A 19,528-nucleotide genomic window follows, 5' to 3' on the forward strand; every position below is an offset into this window, starting at 1 on the left:
GTGAGACAAATCGAAGCTAACAAACATTATTAAACTGTTAAAGGAGTGTTATTCAAAGTGGGAGCTAGCTCCTTTTCGTCTGAGGTTTTTTTACATACCGTGGACGATATTAATCAGATGTAGAGTGGCGGAACCAAACTATGCAGCGTATTGCTTTAATTGAAGATGACGCGATTGTGCGTCAAGCAACCAGCCAATGGTTGCAGCTGGCGGGCTTCGATGTCACCGCATTTGAAGTAGGACAAGATGCGTTAAACGCCGTAGAGCAGGGTGATTTTCAAACCATTATCACCGATGTTCGTTTACCTGATATTGATGGTGTTGATCTGCTAGGGCGTTTCAAAGGTCTTGTGCCAGATGTGCCTGTTATTTTGATTACTGGGCATGGTGATGTCGATATGGCGGTGAAAGCCTTACAGCAAGGTGCCTATGACTTCATTGAGAAGCCATTCGACCCAGAGCGTCTGTCTCAAACGGTATCGGAAGCGGTAGATAAACATCAAAGTGGCCAAGACAGAAACAGTCGTCAGAACTATCTGGATAACCTTAAGGGCATTGAACAGGTGCTGATCGGTCGCAGTAAAGTGATGTGTGAACTGCGCGAGCAAATCCAGAAAGTCGCTTCCATAGACACCAACGTGATCATCTATGGTGAAACGGGTTGTGGTAAAGAGCTGGTCGCCTCTTGCTTACATGAATTCAGCCAACGTAAAACCCATCCGTTTGTTCCGCTCAACTGTGGCGCAATCCCAGAAAATCTCTTTGAAAGCGAGCTGTTTGGACACGAAGCCGGAGCGTTTACTGGTGCGGCCAAACGACGCATTGGTAAGCTGGAATTTGCCGACAAAGGCACAGTGTTCCTTGATGAAATAGAGAGTATGCCGCTGTCGATGCAGGTAAAAGTGCTGCGCACCTTGCAAGATAATGTCGTCGAACGCGTGGGGGGGAATCAGCAACAACATGTTGATCTACGAGTGGTCTCTGCCTCGAAAAGCGATCTACTGAATCACCCCGACTTTCGCCAAGATCTATTCTATCGTTTGAATGTTGCCCAGCTGCATTTGCCTCCACTCAGTGAGCGTGAAGAAGATGCCTTACTTTTGTTTGAACACTTCACCCAAGAAGCCAATTCCGAAACACGTATAGCCAGTGAGGCTGATCGCTATGCACTGCTCTCGTATGGGTGGCCGGGCAATGTGCGTGAACTGCGTAATGTTGCGATTCGTTTTGCGCTGGATGAAAGCCTGACCGTTGGTGATATTTTGGCGTGTCGTCCCAATTCTGTCACAGAGTCCACAACGGCAGGCATCCCGTTGGCGGTTCAAGTGCAGAGCTTTGAACGGAAAGTGATTCATGATGCGCTAGTTCGTTATCAGGGACGCATCAATGATGTTATGCAAGACTTGGATTTACCTCGTCGAACATTGAACCAAAAGATGGTGCGTTATGGGTTAAATCGAAGTGACTATGTTTACCCTTAGAGAGCGGCTTCATCGCAGTGCTTGTTGATTTTTAATGAGCAATAAATGGCTCATTGCATATTTATCAATTTACATACATTGATCACACAACTGCAACATAGTGTGACTTGCTTCCCGATCTACAGGTGTTAATTCCGGTAGCCGATAAGCAAAAAATGGCTTACTTAATAACAGGGGAATAAGCAAAAAACGGCTTATTTTAAATAGGTTTTAAAATAAAAGTAAATTAAAACAAATGGTTAAAAACTGGCATTGTGCTTGCTATCTAGTGATTGTTGTTAACAAAAATATAACGTGAATAACCCTACATGGAGAGTAACAATGAAATACAACAAGCTAGTTAAAACTTTAGCGATAGCAATGGCTTCTCTTGGCCTTATCAGTCATGCGTCAGCTGAAGAAGATCGCAGCTATATTTTAGCGACGGCCTCAACGGGTGGTACTTACTATCCGGTAGGTGTGGCCTTAGCGACATTGAGTAAAGTTAAGCTTGCGCCTAAGCAGCACTTTTCTTTAGCGGCTATCAGCTCTGCGGGCTCGGGTGAGAACGTAAAGTTGTTGAACGAGAACGAAGCTCAGTTCGCTATTCTACAAGGTTTGTATGGTGCTTGGGCTTGGCAGGGTTTAGGGCCATATGAGAAATCTGGCAGACAAACTCAACTGCGTTCAGTTTCCATGTTATGGCAAAACGTAGAACACTTTATTGTGCGTTCAGATCTAGCAAAAACAGGTACGGTAAGCGATCTAGAGAACCTAAACGGTAAGAAATTCTCTATCGGTAAGAAGAACTCTGGGACTGAAAACTCAGGTCGTCAAATCATGCAAGGCTTATCCGTGGACCCAGAACAATTTAAACTCGCCTTTATGGGTTATGGTGGCAGTGCGAGCGCATTACAAAATGGCACAATTGATGGCATGAATACGCCTGCTGGTGTGCCTGTTGGTGCGGTAACACAAGCCTTTGCTGCCTTGGGTGAAGATATTCAAATCTTGTCGTTTACCGATGCACAAATCAAACAAGCGAATGGTGATTACAATATTTGGACCAAGTATGAGATCCCAGCAAACACTTATCCAGGTGTCGATAAACCAATTACTACGATTGCCCAACCTAACTTCCTAGCGGTTCGTGAAGACATTTCTGAAGAAGATGTGTATCAACTGACCAAAGCTATCTATGAAAACCTACCTTTCCTACAAGGTATCCACAAAGCAACCAAAGCAATGGCACTTGAGAAAGGGATCGCAGGCCTTCCTGTTCCGCTTCACCCAGGTGCTGCTCGTTACTATAAAGAAGTGGGTATAGAAATCCCTTCTGAGTTGATCGTCGACTAACCCTTTGTCTTCGATTAGCCATTTATCTTTAACTCGCTATTTGGCGTGAACTGAATATTCGCGTTAATTAATTGCTTGGTGCGTTTTCATCTGTTTCGGCTACTTTGTTTGATTTGACCGTCTCCGGCTCGTTCGATTATTTGAAGTGAAAACGCACCACCTTACTTTATGGATTTTCTCTTCGTGTTTGCTGCGGAGAGCAGGAGTTTTCTATGAGCGATTCGCTGCAGCAGGAACTGAAAAAATTCGAATTGCCTACCCGAACAGATTTCCCTTGGGTAGGCAAAGCAATAACGACAATGGGAGTGATACTCTCCCTCCTACATATTTGGTTTAATACCTTATCTACCTTGCCAGAGCTTTGGATTTCGGCGACGCATTTCGCTGGTTTCGCAATCATTTGCGCGCTTTGGTATCCCGCTCATATCTCACTGAAAAAGAGCAAGATAGCTCTGGCGGTCGATATCGGAATTGCCTTGGCGGCTCTGGCTTGTCTTATCTACATCCCCTTTGCAGAAGATGCGTTGTATGACCGAGGCGTAAAATTTATCGCCAGTGATTGGTTTTTCTCTATCTTGGCGATTGCCATCGTCATTGAGCTGATTAGACGCACTATGGGCTGGTTCATTCCAGTGCTTATCTTAGTGTGTTTAAGTTATGTAGTGCTTTGGGGACAATGGACCAGCGGTATTTTTCATTTTCCGGGTTTAAGCCTTGAGACGTTACTTTATCGAAGCTTTTATTCATCAGAAGGGATGTTTGGTTCGATCTCAAGAATCAGTTGGACCTTCGTGTTCATGTTCATCCTGTTTGGCGCATTCTTAGTGCGTTCGGGTGTCGGTGATTACATCATTGATGTGTCTCGCGCAGCGGCAGGCAAAGTGATTGGCGGCCCCGGTTTCATTGCCGTGATTGGCTCTGGCTTGATGGGCTCGGTCTCCGGCTCGAGTGTAGCAAATACCGTATCGACGGGCGTAATCAGTATTCCTTTGATGCAAAAGGCGGGCTTCCCTTCGCGTTTCGCAGCGGGTGTTGAAGCGGCTGCGTCTACTGGCGGGCAGCTGATGCCACCTGTGATGGGTGCGGGCGCGTTTATCATGGCGTCTTACACGCAAATTCCTTATGTCGATATTATTGCGGTTTCCTTCGTTCCTGCGCTTATCTACTTTTTGTCGGTGGCCTTTTTCGTGCGTATTGAAGCGAAGCGCAGTGGAGTACAAAAGGTGACTTCTGGCTGTGAACCTTTGTTAAAGGTATTGCTGTCGGGTTGGCACAACCTGATCCCACTGGCCGTGTTAGTGACTTTGTTGGTGAAGGGCTTTACGCCGACTTACGCTGCGGGTATCTCGATTCTTTCTGTGGTGGTGGCATCATGGTTTTCTAAAAATCACAAAATGGGTCCAAAGGCGATCATTGAAGCGCTTTCTCAAGGCGCTAAAAACATGGCGACCACGGCGGTGTTGTTGGTGGGCATTGGTTTAGTCGTCAATGTCATCAGTACCACGGGAATTGGTAACACCTTTTCTTTAATGATCAACAGCTGGGCGAATGGCGAGTTGCTAGTGATGATCGCGTTGATCGCGTTGGCGTCTTTGATTCTCGGTATGGGTTTACCGGTAACGGCGGCTTATATTGTGTTGGGCACTCTGTCAGCTCCTGCCTTGTATAAATTGATTGCTGAAAGTCAGCTGCTCGACTTGTTGGTGTCAGGTCAGCTTCCTGAGCAAGCTAAAGCCATCTTCATGTTGGCTGCACCAGATAAGCTTGATTTGTTGAATGCACCGATGACACTCGAAACAGCCAAAGAGATGATTGCGTTAGTCCCTGCTGATTTTGTGGAAACTCTGCTTGAGCAAAGCTTGGGGTTAGAAGCGATCAGTCTTGCACTGCTTTCGGCTCACTTAATTATTTTCTGGTTGTCGCAAGACAGTAACGTAACACCGCCTGTTTGTTTAACTGCATTTGCGGCTGCAACCATTGCTAAAACACCCCCGATGAGAACGGGATTAATGGCATGGAAGATAGCCAAAGGCTTGTATTTAGTACCATTGTTGATTGCCTACACTAACTTGGTAAGTTGGGATGTGATCTCCGTGTTAGTCACGGGTGGCTTTGCTGTTATTGGTACTTACGCGTTTATCGCGGCGATTGAAGGTTATCTAGAGAGCGAAGTTAATATTATTACTCGAGTAGCGTTGGTTGCGGTAGGTATAGCTCTAGTATGGCCTGATGTTTCAGTCGTGATCCGTTTGGTATGTGTTGCCATTTTTGTTGGCATCTTTATCTACAGCGGTCGTAAATACGATGCTAATCAAGTGAAAATGGAATCAGAAAGTGAGGAAAAAAAGTTACCTCAAACCGGGTCTAACACTGTCGCGTCTTCCCTATAATTAAAAGGATTGAATGTAGGAATATTATGAACTCAATATACGACTATATTATCGTTGGTGGCGGCATTGTTGGCGTGTCGACGGCTTGGCAATTACAGCAAGCTCACCCTGATAAAAGTATCCTTTTAGTCGAGAAGGAACGTGGTTTCGCGCAGCACCAAACTGGCCATAATAGCGGGGTGATTCATGCTGGTGTTTACTACGCTCCGGGCAGTTTAAAGGCGGATTTTTGTAAACGCGGCGTAGAGCGCACCATCGCCTTTTGTAGCCAACACGATATCCCCGTCGAAAACTGCGGTAAGTTGTTGGTCGCGACCAATGAGCAAGAAGTGGAGCGAATGAATGCGCTCTATCAGCGTTGCCACGATAACGATATTGATGTTGATTTGTTGGATCAAGCTCAGCTCAAACTTGCCGAGCCAAATATCACGGGTTTGGGTGCGATTTATGTCAAAACCACCAGTATCGTCGACTACAAAAAAGTCACCGAAGTTATGGCTCAAGAGTTTGTTGAGGCGGGTGGTAAGCTTAGCCTTGGTACGGAAGTGATCATGGCCGATGAGCAAGAAGATGAAGTGCAGTTAACGTGCAAAGTAGATGGTCAGACTCTTCAACTGAACAGTCGATTCTTGATCACGTGTTCTGGCTTGATGGCCGATAGAATGACCAAGATGTTAGACATCGAAACCGACTTCCAAATCGTGCCTTATCGAGGTGAGTATTATCAGTTAGACGCTAAGCACAACCAAGTGGTGAATCATCTTATCTATCCGATCCCTGACCCAGAACTGCCTTTCTTGGGCGTGCATTTAACACGCATGATTGATGGCTCCGTAACAGTAGGGCCAAATGCAGTTCAAGGCTGGAAGCGAGAAGGTTATGGCAAGCTTAACTTTAGCTTCAAGGACACTTGGCAGATGCTGAGCTTTGCGGGTTTTTGGAAAGTGACTGCGAATCACTTGAAAACGGGTTTGGTCGAGTTTAAGAACTCGTGGTGGAAACCGGGATATCTAAAGCTAGTGAACAAATACTGCCCGAGTATTACGGTTGATGATTTTAAGCCTTATCCTGCTGGGATTCGTGCTCAAGCGGTACTGAAGGATGGCACCTTGGTCCATGATTTCCTGTTTGCCGAAAGCCCAAGAAGCTTACATGTATGTAACGCGCCATCACCGGCTGCGACCTCTGCAATGCCGATTGGTGAGTACATCTGTGGCAAGGTAATGAAAAATACGGCTTGATGATAACGGAAGATCATTGATCGAATATTTCTCCTAAGATAATAAAAAATCCGCGCGCTCAATTCTATTTAGGATCGAACTCGCGGATTTTTAGTTTTGCCGTGTTTGCTCGGATTAATTGTTAGTAAATAACCAACCTTACAGCCAATCCGGCACAAAGTTAGCGACGATGGTGACATCGTTAAAGTTACGGTAGCCGCGCACCATGATGTTGAATTCCCCCGCAGGCATGTCTAATACACACTGTTCGTTGCTGCTGTTCTGGTATGGACGGCAATCGTAGCTCGCTTTCGATACGTTGCCGTTGTGTTTCACGTAAAGGTCGGCATCGCCACTTCGAGGGCCGGTTAACGTTACTGTTAACTGACCTGCACTTTGAGTCGTAAATGTGAAGAACTGCTCTTCACCATATCCTGCAGTAAGTCCTTTAACAGGCACGCCATTTTGCAGCTCTTTAGGGCCTGCAACGGGTGAATCAAGGCTGGTTTCGACAAGGTAAGCAATGGCTAGTTTGGCGAACTTGGTCGCGTGTGTCGCCGTAGGATCGGAGTTCTCAAGCGTGTCGTGCTCAGTGTGAATACTTGGGTTGTAATCATTGAACATGCTTTCGAATGGCATGGCAGCTGGGTAGCCAACATTGTGCCAAGAGGCGTGGTCAGAACAGGCATAGCCACAATCATCGAAACCGTAACTGATGTCGCTCGCGTAAGTGTCGATCAGCTCGCTTAAATAGGCGGTGAGGTTGCTGTCGGTGTAGTCTGTGATGAAGGTGATATCGTGCGCTGAACCGTTGTAGTTGGTCATGTCTAATTGCAATACCGATACAACGTTGGCTTGCTCATCTCTTAAAGCGTTGGCGACATCTTGTGAGCCACGTAGCCCTACTTCTTCAGCAGCATAACCATAGAACTTAATGGTTTTGTCTGGTTGAATACCACTGGCGATCATCAGGCGAAGCGACTCTGTTACCGTTGCAATGCCTGACGCATCATCATCGGCTCCGGGTGAGATGGTGCCTTCGCTTGTCCAAGAACCAACCGTTGAATCAAGGTGCCCACCAACAACGACGATCTCTTCAGGATATTTAGCGCCAAGCAGTGTCACTTCAACGGATTTTTGCGGATATTCGGCATGCGTGATCTGGCGTGCAGACGCATACGGCACATCTTTAATTTCCGTCTCCCAACGTTCTAAAAGCCAATCTGAAGCAGCGACACCAGTAGAAGTAGTATAAAAACGGTTGGTGAAGTTGGTTAGATTTTCGATGGTCGTGACCATGTTGTTCGGCTCGACCTGAGCGAGTAGGTCGTTCACCGTATCTTGATGGCTGATAACTGGCTTTTCGAAGTTGCTCATGGTCAGTGGCATAGCTGCCGCTTTGAGTGCGCTTGCTTTGTCTTCGTGCACCATGTAGCCACCACAACGGTGGGTTTCTTCGTGCATGTGGCTAGATAGTTTCGCCAGCTCTTTCTGGTTGATTTTCGCGACGATGGAATGCTTGTTTCCGGTCACGCTTGGATAAACCGTTGCGCCATGCTGAGTCATTATATGCTGTGCGTCAGCATCGGTGGTGATCCAAACTTCTTCGTTCGCTGGTGGTGTGATGCCTAGGGATGCGTAAGCCGAAGTACTGTTGATTAAGGCTAAAGAACCTCCGAGTACAGCCAAAGCTAGCATGCTTTTTTGAATAGCCATTTGTCGTCCTTTTTATGGTGAGTATTGTTATGTTGATGGGGGTGATTTTTGTGTAATACGTGGATGTTTCATGTAGACGTTTCATTCGCTAAATAGCTCATTGCCAAATAGCGAAAAGGGCTCCTATAAGGAGCCCTGAATCTACTTTCGATTATTGAGTTTTAATGAAACGGTAATGCTTGGTTTCTGAACAGATATCGCTTGAGGTACACACTTGGTACTCCACATCCACTGTGCCGTTGTGACGGAACTTGTCGACGTATGAGTTGAAGTCTGTAGCACCAACATTCTTGCCATTACGCTTAATCACGAAGTAGTCGTTGGTATCGTAATCCCATGCCAGCTTAACGCGCGCCTTGCCGTTCGGGTTTTTGTTACCAAACTTCAGTTTTAGCGGGAAGCCTTCTGCTGAGTCACCTTCAATCGTGATCGACTTGCTGGTTGATGTTGCAACGCCTGCATCGTCAGTCACGGTTAGAGTCACCACGTAGTCGCCAGCTTCAGCGTAGGTATAGCGAGTCACTTCACCGGTTTGCGTGTTGCCATCGCCTAGGTTCCATTGGTAAGAGACGATCTGGCCATCGCTGTCCGAACTTGTGCTACGCAGCTCTACTTCTTTACCGACAATCGTGTGTTCGAAAGAAGAGACGGGCGGTACGTTAGCATTGCCTGATTCGTACGATGCTTTCAGATTTGCACCTGCGTAATCTGAGTAACCTAGAACGTTAACCGTGTAACGACCTGCGGTTGGGTTTTCAATCACACACACTTCATCGGTCACGGTTTCGCTCTTACAGATATTCTCCTGAGAGCTTGGCGCATAATCTAGGCCGACATAAATATCTGGGTCACCCGTAGACACAGCAAGATCAATCGTCAGTTTCTCTTGGCCTGATGGTACTTCGATATCAAAGTAAGTTTTCGAACCTGTTTCACCAGCAACTGCGGCTTCAACACCATTTTCAAGGCGTTGATATTCCGGTTCTGGTGGCAGTGGTGGCTCTGCACATGGGGTAACACCCACAAGACCGAACGCAGAAACAACGTCATCGGCATTGTAGCCAAGGTCTGTTGCCGAGTTTTTCACGCCACAAGCACCCTGCCAGAAGTCACTGTTTTCTGACCAGTAGATTTGGTTGGATAGCACGAAAAGCTCGAACGCTTTTTTAGTATCCCAGCCTTGCGTGGTTGCAAGGTGGTAGAAGGCCTTGTTGAACACGCCCGAACTGTAGTGCACATTCAAGCCATCGTAGTACTCGGATGCATTATTGATTGAAGAACCATCTCGTGATGGATCGTCCATGTAACGTAGAGCTCCGTCGCCTTTAAAGATATTACGGCCGACCATCCAGTCGTTGGTGCCTTTCATATAGTATTCTGCGGCTTCACCGGCCATGTCAGAGAAGGCTTCGTTCATACCGCCCGATTGGTTTGCGTAGATCAAACCTGAGTTTTGCTCAGTGAAACCGTGGCTCACTTCATGGGCTGATACATCTAGGCTAACAAGCGGGTAAAAGAAGCTCTCCCCATCACCAAAGGTCATGGCTCTGCCGTCCCAAAATGCATTCTCGTAGTTTTCACCGTAGTGAACACGCATCATGAGCTTGAAGGAGAGTGGCGCTGTGTCGAACCAGTTTTTATACATATCGAACACGATGTTGCCAAAGTAATGGGCATCGTTGAGTGGTGAGAATGCGCCGTTCACGGCTTTATATTCGTTACGAGGACATTCATAGCTGTAAGTGGTGTCGCCGTCGGTCGCGCCATTAAGGTCAACGGTAACGACATTTTCAGACTCCATTACACACTCTGTGCCCACTTCTTGAACATCAAGGTAGTGGTAGTCGGTGCCGTATTCGTACATGCCGGTTTTTTCGTTGCCACCGGGGCCTGTACCGATCTGTGCGTGAGCAATACCTTCCCAGCGGTCGATGACTTCGCCTGTGTGCGCGTCTAGCATGGTGAACGGTCGAGTCGGCTGTTCACTGCCTTCTACTAGGTAAGAGACAACGTACACTAGTCGTGTTTTATCTACGCTTTGCTGTCCGATGCCTTGCTTCACAGAGCCTTGATAGATAAATAGCTGATGTTGAACGTTGTCTAGAGATTTGCTGGTTAAGCCTTGAGTCTTTAGATCTTTACTTGCGAGTTCAACCGCTTGAGCGCTGTTGATTGATGGCTTAACAAAAGATCGCTCTAAGGTCGTTGTTTTAAGGTAGCGACCTTGAACGAACTTAAGTGCGCCACCTTGGACACTTTGGGTGGCATTTAGGTAATGTCCCCATACCGGTGTTCCCCAGATGTTCTGCTGGATCTTAACTTTATAGATACCACGCTTTTTCAGGTTTACTTCTTTCACCATCTTGAAGCTAGAGGCGTTACTGACTCCTAACTGAGCGTTTAACCCAGAGAAGCTAGTAAAGTTGATCGGTTGATCGATTTGAACGGATTCACTTGCATGTACTGATAAAGACATAGCACTGGCTATAGCAACGGCAACTAAACGCTTTTTCATTTTCATTGTTATTTTCTCTTTCCATGTAAAATCCATGAAAACGTAACAAAATTATCACAACGAATTTACATCATTCGATCTGATTAATTAGTAACATGGCAATGATCTCTTTTATTCATGAAACTTATATTTCTCGTATTTGCAGATAGTTATCATTTCTGTTTATTTTTGAACGCACCTATATGTTTATTTATAAAATCGTGACACTTTTATTAAGTGTTTATTTCTCTTGGAAATTAAGATTTTCGAGTAAATTGATCTGTGCCTCAATTAACGGATTCTGGGTTGATAGAAGGATCAACGATTTGGAAGTGTCAGTTTGAGCGAAAGACGATTAAGCGAATTTAAAGGCAATTTTGATAAGAAATTGACGATTTTTGGGATTATTTTCTGAATTGTTAGTTACAAGAGAGTTAGCCAAATGGGGCTTTATTTGGCACAGAGCACAAAATCTGCTGGATGAAAAAAGCCAGCGACGGGTCACTGGCTTAGATTAACTTAGTTTGTGCAGGCTACTGATTAAAGGTACGTAACTAGTACACTTAGCTATGGTTTGCGACTAAAGCGAATTACTGCTTTTTACCGCCAACTTGAACATATTCAATACCAATAATACGGTTGATAACACCCAAAACAGAGGTCGTATCAGAATTTGTTGATGTAACGGTATCGACGGTTGCGCCTTCAGGAACCAATTCCATTGCACGATCTTGAGTGTTGCCCGGAACTTGGAAGCCTACAATGTTGAAGCTCTCAGCGTGCGCTGTGTAAACTTCTTCATTGTGGTTAATACCTGAACAACCTGCTAGAGAAACAATGCCTAAAACAACTAATAACTTTTTCATAAAAATACCTTAAGAATGATTGGAACCGAGATGGCAAGCCACAAAAGCAGTGTCGTGATTATCAAGATTCAATAAGTTCATGGGAGACAGCATCTCCCGACCGATGTTGAACATTATTCCAGAGGTGTTTTGTAGTTACTGTATGGGTTTGTCAGCTGAATCATTACACAGCTGAATGGTAATGGTGAATACCGCACCCTTTAAGGCTTGGCTCTGACCTACCTCCACGGTAGCGCCGTGTTGAGCACAGATCTTCTCGACGATAGACAGCCCTAAACCATGGCCGCTCTTGGCTTTGTTACGCGCTTTGTCGCCAACGTAAAAGGGTTCGAACAGGCGAGCTTGATGTTCTTGAGCCACGCCATCACCATCATCATGTACCGCGATCTGTAGCTGATCTTGATGCACGGTCGCTGCAATCGACACTTGTGAGCGTGCGAATTTCATTGCGTTACGCACTAGGTTATCTAGTGCTCGGTTAAATAGCGTTTCATCCGCCATTATTGAGCTAGGTTGCTCTGGTAGCGATAGGTCGATGTTGAGCTGAGTGTCTTTGTTCCAACGCGCCATTGCGTGGTCGAGAAAGTCTCGAATCTCTAATGGCTTTTTTAAGTTTTCTAGGTCAGTGCTATCGAGTTTGGCGTAATACAATAGTTCATCGACCATCTTTTCCATCTCTTCCGTGTCTTCGACAATACTCTCAATCGTGCTTTCTTGCTCTGCGTTTAGCTGGGTGTCTTTCAACATTTCAGCTTGCCACTGAATACGGAATATTGGCGTGCGCAGTTCATGAGCGACAGCATTAGTGAGTGAGCGATTACTTTCTACCAAGCGATGAATTCGGTCGGCCATTAGGTTGAAGGATTTGTTCAGTGAACCAATCGCAATACCACTTGAAGTCTCGGCTCGTGTCGAGAGATCGCCCTCCGCAAAACGCAGAGTGGCAGCCTCAAGCTTTTTAACTCGGCGGAAGATAATAAATAGATGACATAACCCATATAAGATAAAGCTCGCTAAAAAGAACAACCAAATGAGGTCATCCTCCAACTCTATTTTTTGCCTAACGAACGCTTCACTGTTGGGGAGGTAGTGATAGGTATTGTCACTGCTTGCTAAGCGAAACCATAGGTCCCGTTCATCATCGTGAAAAACAAAGGTATTCGGATTCGTGCTGAAGAACTCTGAAACGGGGCTGGGTATTTCATCGTCTGGGCTGAATGTAACCAATTTATTTCGTGTGGTTTCTACAAACTGGTTTATCGCTTGATGAGCCGCTTCAAGGCCTTGATTTTTAGCGATGTTCTCGATCAATTGCTGGTGGGCAGCCGCTTCGTAATCTTCCAGTACGTATTCGTAGTCGGTATTGAGCTGATAGACGCTAATCTCGTAGGCGACAAGGCCGGCCATAAAGCAAACTAACAGCCCTATTAAGGACTCCAAAAAGATACGTCGCATAATCGCTCTCTTTTATTACGCTCGTATTGAGCGAGGTTAACGCCAGGCGGTCGAAACAAATAAGTAACCCTTCCCGCGAATGGTCTGAATTTTCTCTGCTGGTGTGTGGTCGTCGCCCAAAATCTTTCTTAGACGTACAACCTTGTTGTCAATCGTCCGGTCTATTCCGTCGTACTCAATCCCGCGCAATGTTTGCGTCAAGTAGTCACGAGATAACGGCGTGTCTGGGTTGCTTGCCAATAACCAAAGTAGGTCAAACTCGCTGTCAGTGAGTGATAAAACCGCACCTGAAAGTTCACACTTCTTATAAGTGTTTTTCAGAACGAGTTGATCGAACTGAAGGGTGTCTGAGTCATCGACTGAAGCGGTATTGGTGTCTTGGCGGCGTAATAGCGAACGAACTCTGGCCAGCAGAACTCTTGGTTTGATTGGCTTGGTGACATAGTCATCAGCCCCTGTCTCTAAACCAGCGACGTGGTCAAAGTCGTCATCGCTAGCAGTGAGCATCAAGATTTTACCTTTATAGTGCGTACGCGTCTGTCGGCAGATTGTAAGTCCATCAGTTACAGGAAGCATCAAATCCAGCAGTACGATGTCAGGTTGCTCCGTGAGGATGGTGTGTGCGGCATCACTGCCATCGTCCAACACCGTGACATCAAAATCTTGCGCGACGAAGTAGTCCTGCAACATTTTCTGAAGTTTCAAATCGTCTTCCACGATGATCATTTTAGGTTTTGTCATTCCATTATCAGCCTTGTCGTGCGTTTCACTTATTGAGATTAGGTGAGCGAGTCTTCGTCGTGATGAACCATTACGATTATACGCTATTGCATATAAGTTCAGATGCTTCGCCAAATACCTAAAGCGAATGATTAAACACTTTATAAGTTAGTTCAATGATGAATTGGCATTTATAGGAAAATAAAAAACATCGTTCAAATAGGCTCGACATTCTCATACATTTCCACGACAGATAAATTCAGCGCTAAACAATAGAATTTTCTCATCAAACATTTTGGGAATAACTGTATGAACGACTATAGAAATGCATTACTGGCGTTACCTTTGATTCTGCTAGCGGGTTGTAACTCAAGCTCTAACTCAGGTAAAGCTGCCAACAAAGCGCAAGTAAAACCTCAAGCTGATTACGTATTTTCATCAGCGAAACTGGGTGAGTTGTATAAAGAGCGACAAGAGGTCCAAGAATCCATAAAACTTGATTACAACGGTGTGCAGTATGAAATCGTTCTGTTTGCGGAAGATATTAGTGATAAGCAAAAAGTGGTTAGGCTTGCGGATAGTTTAGGTCAAAGTGTGGATCTGTACCTCCCTGATGCAGGATTTGATAGCTGCGGTATCTACACAGAGAGCAAGGGTTTGGACGTGTTTGATTGTGGTGCGGCTCAACGCTCAATCGGGAATGACACCACGTTAATTAACACGACGACGAATACTCATAAGCCCGTCGAGCTTGAGTATCACAATGAACTGGTTCAATACGTGACTAGCCTTGGGTCTACCATTCTGAGTAACACTAAAAGTGGGAACAAGGTAACGATAACCACCTCGTTTGCTTTCAACGCTTTTTACCGTGATGTGCTCAACGAGACTGGCGCTGTTGATCGCATTACTTCCACTCTAGGCGCATCAACCTATTCTCAGCTTTTTGATATCGTGAAATTGTATCAAGGCAGTGAGATGACGTTGAAGTTTACCAACCATATTGGTGGAAGTGCCGACGATGATATCAATATGTACACCGGTCGCATGATCCACAGTAACAACATGACGACGATCGTAACGCCTACGGGGTCGGTGTTCTCTGGCGGCACGGATCTTTTCGCTGCGGGTAACCCACGAGTTTTGCAACGAGCAGATACCACTAAAGCCATTGAGCTTAATAAGCAGGTTGGTGTGCACAGTTGGGCTGAGGATGATAAAACAGCCAAAGACTTCCCATACACGAACGAAAGCCATCGCAAGCAAGCGACCTACTTTAAAAAGGTAATGGGAGACAAAGGAATCGACTTCTATATCTTCACGTTGGATTCTGCTCCGGCTTCTGGCGAACACTGGGTGACTAAGGCTGAGTCAGATAAATACGGTTTCATAACACGCATTGAGTAGCTTAGGCTTGCAATAACATTAGAAACGACTGAGAAGGTTTGTGATGACGCTGTTGTCGCCAACCTTTTTTGTTCATTTTTTGATTCGTTACCTGTGTTGATTGTGGATTTCCTTGTCTTAAATTTCAGTATGAAAATTCCTTGATACTTCCTTTCCACTCCCTCCCCAAAAAGTTTCTACAAGGACTCTCACTGATTGATTCTTGAACTTTCTAAGCAAAAACACTTGACCAATAACTATCACACCTCAAATCTTTAATTGTTTTCGTTAGTGCTCTAAATGATATTTAAGCTGTTGTTCCATAGTGATTTTTGTTGTTTTGAATGCTGTATTGTTACGAGTTTGTTTTAAATAATCATTTGAACCCTAACTAAATTTCTGTCATTTTATATTTAACTGAACGTTCAATATAAAATAAAAGGACTGAGAAATGCCGAAGGTTGGGATGCCTGATATACGTAAACCACAGCTTGTTCAAGCCACCATGACGGTGATTGATCGAGTGGGTTTGCATGCCGCGAGTATTGCGTTGATCAGCAAAGAAGCGGGAGTCTCCACTGGCATTATTAATCACTATTTTGGTGGAAAGCATGGGCTGCTCGAAGAGACCATGCGTGAAATCCTTCGTCAACTTTCCAATACCATCACCACGTCACTAAAAGCACTTCCTGTTGATGCTCACCAACAGAGAATTAACGCGATCATCGATGGTAACTTCGAAGGTTACCAAGCTGAAAATAAGGTCGCGAAGGCGTGGTTGGCATTTTGGTCATATTCAATGCATGACGAGCAGCTGAAAAGACTGCAACGTGTGAATGAAAAACGTTTGATTTCACACTTACGTCTTGAGTTGAAAGGTATTTTGAATCATGAACAAGCGGATCTCGTTGCTCACGGGATTGCGTCTCTGATTGATGGTTTGTGGCTGAGAGGCACACTAAACCCAGATGGTATCGATGCTCAAAAGGCGCGTGCCATCATCAATGATTATCTAGATAAACAACTGACGTTCTACTCGTGCAGTACCAAATAGAACGCAGTGTTAGAACTAGAACAGCACTAGAACGACCAATACTTACACCCAAAATTCAAACTAGACCAGTAGAGTCTAATAACAATAATTAAGTCAGAATCTCAAATGGAAATGAACTCGTTATACATCGATGGCGCAGCGGTTAAAGCAACCTCTGGTGAAACCTTTGATAGCATTAACCCTGCCAACGGTGAACCTATCGCGACCTTAGGCCAAGCATCTTCAGCAGATGTCGACAGTGCTATTGAATCTGCGAAACGCGGGTTTGCGGTATGGTCTGCAATGACCGCTGTGGAACGCAGCCGCATTCTGTTGAAGGCAGTGGAAATACTTAGAGCTCGAAATGATGACCTTGCAAACCTTGAGGTTGTTGATACGGGCAAGCCGCTGCAAGAAGCAATTGAAGTGGACGTGGCGTCTGGCGCTGATGTTATTGAATACTTTGCTGGCTTGGCTCCAACGCTACAAGGCGACCAACAGCCGCTGAGTGAATCTCAATTTTTCTACACTCGCCGCGAGCCGCTAGGCATTTGTGCGGGCATTGGCGCGTGGAACTACCCAATTCAAATCGCGATGTGGAAATCGGCTCCGGCATTGGCCGCGGGTAATGCGATGATTTTCAAACCTTCAGAAGAAACGCCGCTAACGGCGCTCAAGCTTGCAGAAATCTTTACTGAAGCTGGTCTTCCTGATGGCGTGTTTAACGTGGTTCAGGGCGATTACCGTGTTGGTCAGATGCTAACGGCGCACCCAGACATCGCGAAAGTGTCGTTCACGGGCGAAACCGGTACCGGTAAAGCGGTAATGTCGGATAGCGCTAAGACGCTGAAATCAGTCACCATGGAACTTGGCGGAAAGTCACCAATGATCGTGTTTGATGATGCGAAATTGGATGATGCAGTTTCAGCTTCGATGGTGGCTAACTTCTACACCCAAGGCGAAGTGTGTACTAACGGTACCCGTGTTTATGTACACGAAAACATCTACAACGCATTCATCGACCAACTTAAAACACGCACTGAGAAGCTGATCATTGGTGATCCAATGGACATGGATACTCAGATCGGCGCGTTGATTTCTAAAGAACACCTTTCAAAAGTCCTTGAAGCCATTGAGCTAGCTAAGCAGTCGGGCGCAACTCTGCTGACGGGCGGCTATCAAGTGACAGACAACGGCCTCGAAAACGGTAACTTTGTTATCCCAACCGTATTTGTGGATTGCGAAGACAACATGCCTCACGTTCAACAAGAGATCTTCGGCCCTGTGATGTCAGTGTTGAAGTTTTCGGACGAAGACGATGTGATTCGCCGTGCAAACGACACCAAATACGGCCTTGCGGCTGGTGTGTTCACGCAAAACCTTTCTCGTGCGCACCGTGTTATTCACCAAATGCAGGCGGGTATTTGTTGGGTTAATACGTGGGGTGACTCACCAGCAGAAATGCCAGTTGGGGGTTACAAGCTTTCGGGTATTGGCCGTGAAAATGGACCAGAAACTCTACTTCACTATACGCAGACTAAGAGCATTCTTATTGAACTTGGCGACTACGCCAGCCCTTATGCCTAACGCGTAACACTCAATTTTATGGGTTAGCTTAACAGAGCTAGCCCTACTGACTCATCTCAGGGAAATCAAAACATGGAACAACGCTACGATTATATTATCGTCGGCGCGGGTTCGGCCGGCTGTGTGTTAGCGGATAGGCTAACGGAAAGCGGTGAACATAGCGTTTTATTACTGGAAGCTGGTGGCACGGATAAGAGTATTTTTATCCAAATGCCAACCGCGCTTTCTTACCCAATGAATACTGAAAAGTACGCTTGGCAATTTGAAACAGAGAAAGAACCGGGCCTTGATGGACGTGAACTGCACTGCCCACGTGGCAAAGTGTTAGGCGGCAGCTCATCGATCAACGGCATGGTTTATGTTCGTGGCCACGCGTGTGATTTTGACCAATGGGAAGAAGAGGGTGCAGCGGGTTGGAACTATCAAGCATGCTTGCCTTACTTCCGCCGCGCTGAATCATGGAACAAAGGCGGTGATGAATACCGTGGTGACAATGGCCCTGTCGGCACTTGTAATGGTAACGATATGGAGCTTAACCCGCTTTACCAAGCATTCATCGATGCAGGTAAAGACGCTGGTTACCCAGAAACCAACGATTACAACGGCTACCAGCAAGAAGGCTTCGGCACTATGCATATGACGGTAGACAAGGGTGTTAGAGCCTCAACCTCTAACGCTTATTTACGTCGAGCATTGAAGCGTTCAAACCTGACCTTGAAGAAAGGTATCGTGGCGCGTCGTTTCCTACTTGAAGCACAAGACTCAAATGGTCAATCGGGCTTGAAAGCCGTCGGTGTCGAGTTTGAAAAGTCAGGAAATACCCAGGTGGCTGTGGCGAACAAAGAAGTGATCTCTTCTGCGGGTTCTATCGGTTCTGTTCAACTGCTGCAGCTTTCTGGTATCGGCCCGAAAGCGGTGCTTGAAAAGGCTGGCGTTGAGCTGAAACACGAACTGAGCGGTGTCGGTGAAAACCTTCAAGATCACTTAGAAGTGTACTTCCAATATCACTGCAACGAACCCATCACGCTCAACAGCAAGCTTGGTATGGTCAGCAAGGGCATGATTGGCGCGGAATGGATTCTGACTCGCAAAGGCCTTGGTGCTACTAACCACTTTGAATCGTGCGCGTTCATTCGTTCTCGCAAAGGATTGAAGTGGCCAAACATTCAATATCACTTCCTGCCAGCAGCGATGCGTTACGACGGGCAAGCGGCCTTTGATGGTCACGGTTTCCAAGTACACGTTGGCCCGAACAAGCCAGAGAGTCGCGGTACGGTTGCGATCACTTCTGCTGATCCGCATGCCAAGCCAGAGATCATTTTCAACTACATCTCGACTAAACAAGATCGCCAAGATTGGCGCGATTGTATTCGTCTGACGCGTGAGATTTTGTCTCAACCTGCGATGGATGTGTACCGAGGCAAAGAGATTCAGCCGGGTCTAAATATTACTTCTGATGAAGCGATTGATGAATGGGTTAAGCAGAACGTTGAAAGTGCATATCACCCTTCATGTGGCTGCAAAATGGGTTCAGATGATGATCCAATGGCAGTGCTTGATGAAGAGTGTCGCGTTCGCGGTGTCGATAATTTACGTGTTGTCGACTCATCGGTTTTCCCAACCATTCCAAACGGCAATTTGAACGCCCCGACCATTATGGTTGCTGAGCGTGCTTCCGATTTGATTTTAGGTAAGCCGATGCTCAAAGCGCAGGACGTTCCAGTGTGGATTGCACCTGAGTGGCAAGAGAAGCAAAGAATAAATAAACCAGTAAGAGAAGCGTAAGCCTCTGTTATTAGTTCAAAAATAGAAAAAGCAAAAAGTAACAACAAAAATTAGTCAAAA

The 19,528-nt window shown here is 45.9% G+C and carries 13 protein-coding genes; 8 read left to right on the forward strand and 5 right to left on the reverse strand.

What is annotated here, in order from left to right; genetic code table 11:
- The first annotated feature begins 140 nt into the window (after nucleotides 1-140).
- The 4 genes from AB6D93_RS15640 to lhgO all read left to right on the forward strand — a co-directional run bounded on the left by AB6D93_RS15640 (nucleotide 141) and on the right by lhgO (nucleotide 6,447).
- Nucleotides 141-1,481 (forward strand): sigma-54 dependent transcriptional regulator, encoded by a 1,341-nt coding sequence (locus AB6D93_RS15640; protein ID WP_102333561.1) that lies wholly within the window; start codon nucleotides 141-143, stop codon nucleotides 1,479-1,481.
- Between the two features lie 321 nt (nucleotides 1,482-1,802).
- Nucleotides 1,803-2,816: a TAXI family TRAP transporter solute-binding subunit gene (locus AB6D93_RS15645; protein ID WP_016789976.1), complete on the forward strand. Its 1,014-nt coding sequence runs from the start codon at nucleotides 1,803-1,805 to the stop codon at nucleotides 2,814-2,816.
- A 212-nt stretch (nucleotides 2,817-3,028) separates the two neighbouring features.
- Nucleotides 3,029-5,206 carry a TRAP transporter permease gene (locus AB6D93_RS15650; RefSeq protein ID WP_102333560.1) on the forward strand — a complete coding sequence of 726 codons (2,178 nt, stop codon included), beginning with the start codon at nucleotides 3,029-3,031 and terminating at the stop codon, nucleotides 5,204-5,206.
- A gap of 26 nt (nucleotides 5,207-5,232) precedes the next feature.
- A complete protein-coding gene (gene lhgO / locus AB6D93_RS15655; RefSeq protein ID WP_102333559.1) occupies nucleotides 5,233-6,447 on the forward strand; it encodes an L-2-hydroxyglutarate oxidase in 1,215 nt (404 codons plus the stop codon).
- Nucleotides 6,448-6,585: 138 nt separating this feature from the next.
- Here the strand turns inward: lhgO and AB6D93_RS15660 are convergent, their stop codons facing one another.
- The 5 genes from AB6D93_RS15660 to AB6D93_RS15680 all read right to left on the reverse strand — a co-directional run bounded on the left by AB6D93_RS15660 (nucleotide 6,586) and on the right by AB6D93_RS15680 (nucleotide 13,698).
- Nucleotides 6,586-8,142, reverse strand: a complete 1,557-nt coding sequence (locus tag AB6D93_RS15660) for a M28 family metallopeptidase (RefSeq protein WP_102333558.1) — start codon at nucleotides 8,140-8,142, stop codon at nucleotides 6,586-6,588.
- 151 nt (nucleotides 8,143-8,293) lie between these two features.
- Entirely contained in the window at nucleotides 8,294-10,663 is a 2,370-nt protein-coding gene (locus tag AB6D93_RS15665; protein WP_102333557.1) for a M4 family metallopeptidase, read from the reverse strand.
- 563 nt (nucleotides 10,664-11,226) lie between these two features.
- The gene (locus AB6D93_RS15670) at nucleotides 11,227-11,502 is read right to left on the reverse strand and encodes a hypothetical protein (RefSeq protein ID WP_004732471.1); all 276 of its coding nucleotides are present in this window, start codon (nucleotides 11,500-11,502) and stop codon (nucleotides 11,227-11,229) included.
- A gap of 135 nt (nucleotides 11,503-11,637) precedes the next feature.
- Entirely contained in the window at nucleotides 11,638-12,957 is a 1,320-nt protein-coding gene (locus AB6D93_RS15675; protein WP_102333556.1) for a cell wall metabolism sensor histidine kinase WalK, read from the reverse strand.
- A 36-nt stretch (nucleotides 12,958-12,993) separates the two neighbouring features.
- Nucleotides 12,994-13,698, reverse strand: a complete 705-nt coding sequence (locus AB6D93_RS15680; protein ID WP_029235682.1) for a response regulator — start codon at nucleotides 13,696-13,698, stop codon at nucleotides 12,994-12,996.
- Between the two features lie 288 nt (nucleotides 13,699-13,986).
- Here AB6D93_RS15680 and AB6D93_RS15685 point away from each other — a divergent pair, with 288 nt between their 5' ends.
- The 4 genes from AB6D93_RS15685 (at nucleotide 13,987) to betA (ending at nucleotide 19,468) form a co-directional block, all read left to right on the forward strand.
- Nucleotides 13,987-15,084, forward strand: coding sequence for an alpha/beta hydrolase (locus tag AB6D93_RS15685; protein ID WP_102333555.1), 1,098 nt, complete (start codon nucleotides 13,987-13,989; stop codon nucleotides 15,082-15,084).
- A 430-nt stretch (nucleotides 15,085-15,514) separates the two neighbouring features.
- Nucleotides 15,515-16,117: a transcriptional regulator BetI gene (gene betI / locus AB6D93_RS15690; protein ID WP_048610022.1), complete on the forward strand. Its 603-nt coding sequence runs from the start codon at nucleotides 15,515-15,517 to the stop codon at nucleotides 16,115-16,117.
- Nucleotides 16,118-16,222: 105 nt separating this feature from the next.
- The gene (betB, locus tag AB6D93_RS15695) at nucleotides 16,223-17,683 is read left to right on the forward strand and encodes a betaine-aldehyde dehydrogenase (RefSeq protein ID WP_102333554.1); all 1,461 of its coding nucleotides are present in this window, start codon (nucleotides 16,223-16,225) and stop codon (nucleotides 17,681-17,683) included.
- Between the two features lie 72 nt (nucleotides 17,684-17,755).
- Nucleotides 17,756-19,468: a choline dehydrogenase gene (gene betA / locus AB6D93_RS15700; RefSeq protein WP_102333553.1), complete on the forward strand. Its 1,713-nt coding sequence runs from the start codon at nucleotides 17,756-17,758 to the stop codon at nucleotides 19,466-19,468.
- Nucleotides 19,469-19,528 lie beyond the last annotated feature (60 nt).

Source organism: Vibrio sp. 10N.247.310.23 (assembly GCF_041467155.1).
GTDB classification, from domain to species: Bacteria; Pseudomonadota; Gammaproteobacteria; order Enterobacterales; family Vibrionaceae; genus Vibrio; species Vibrio crassostreae_C.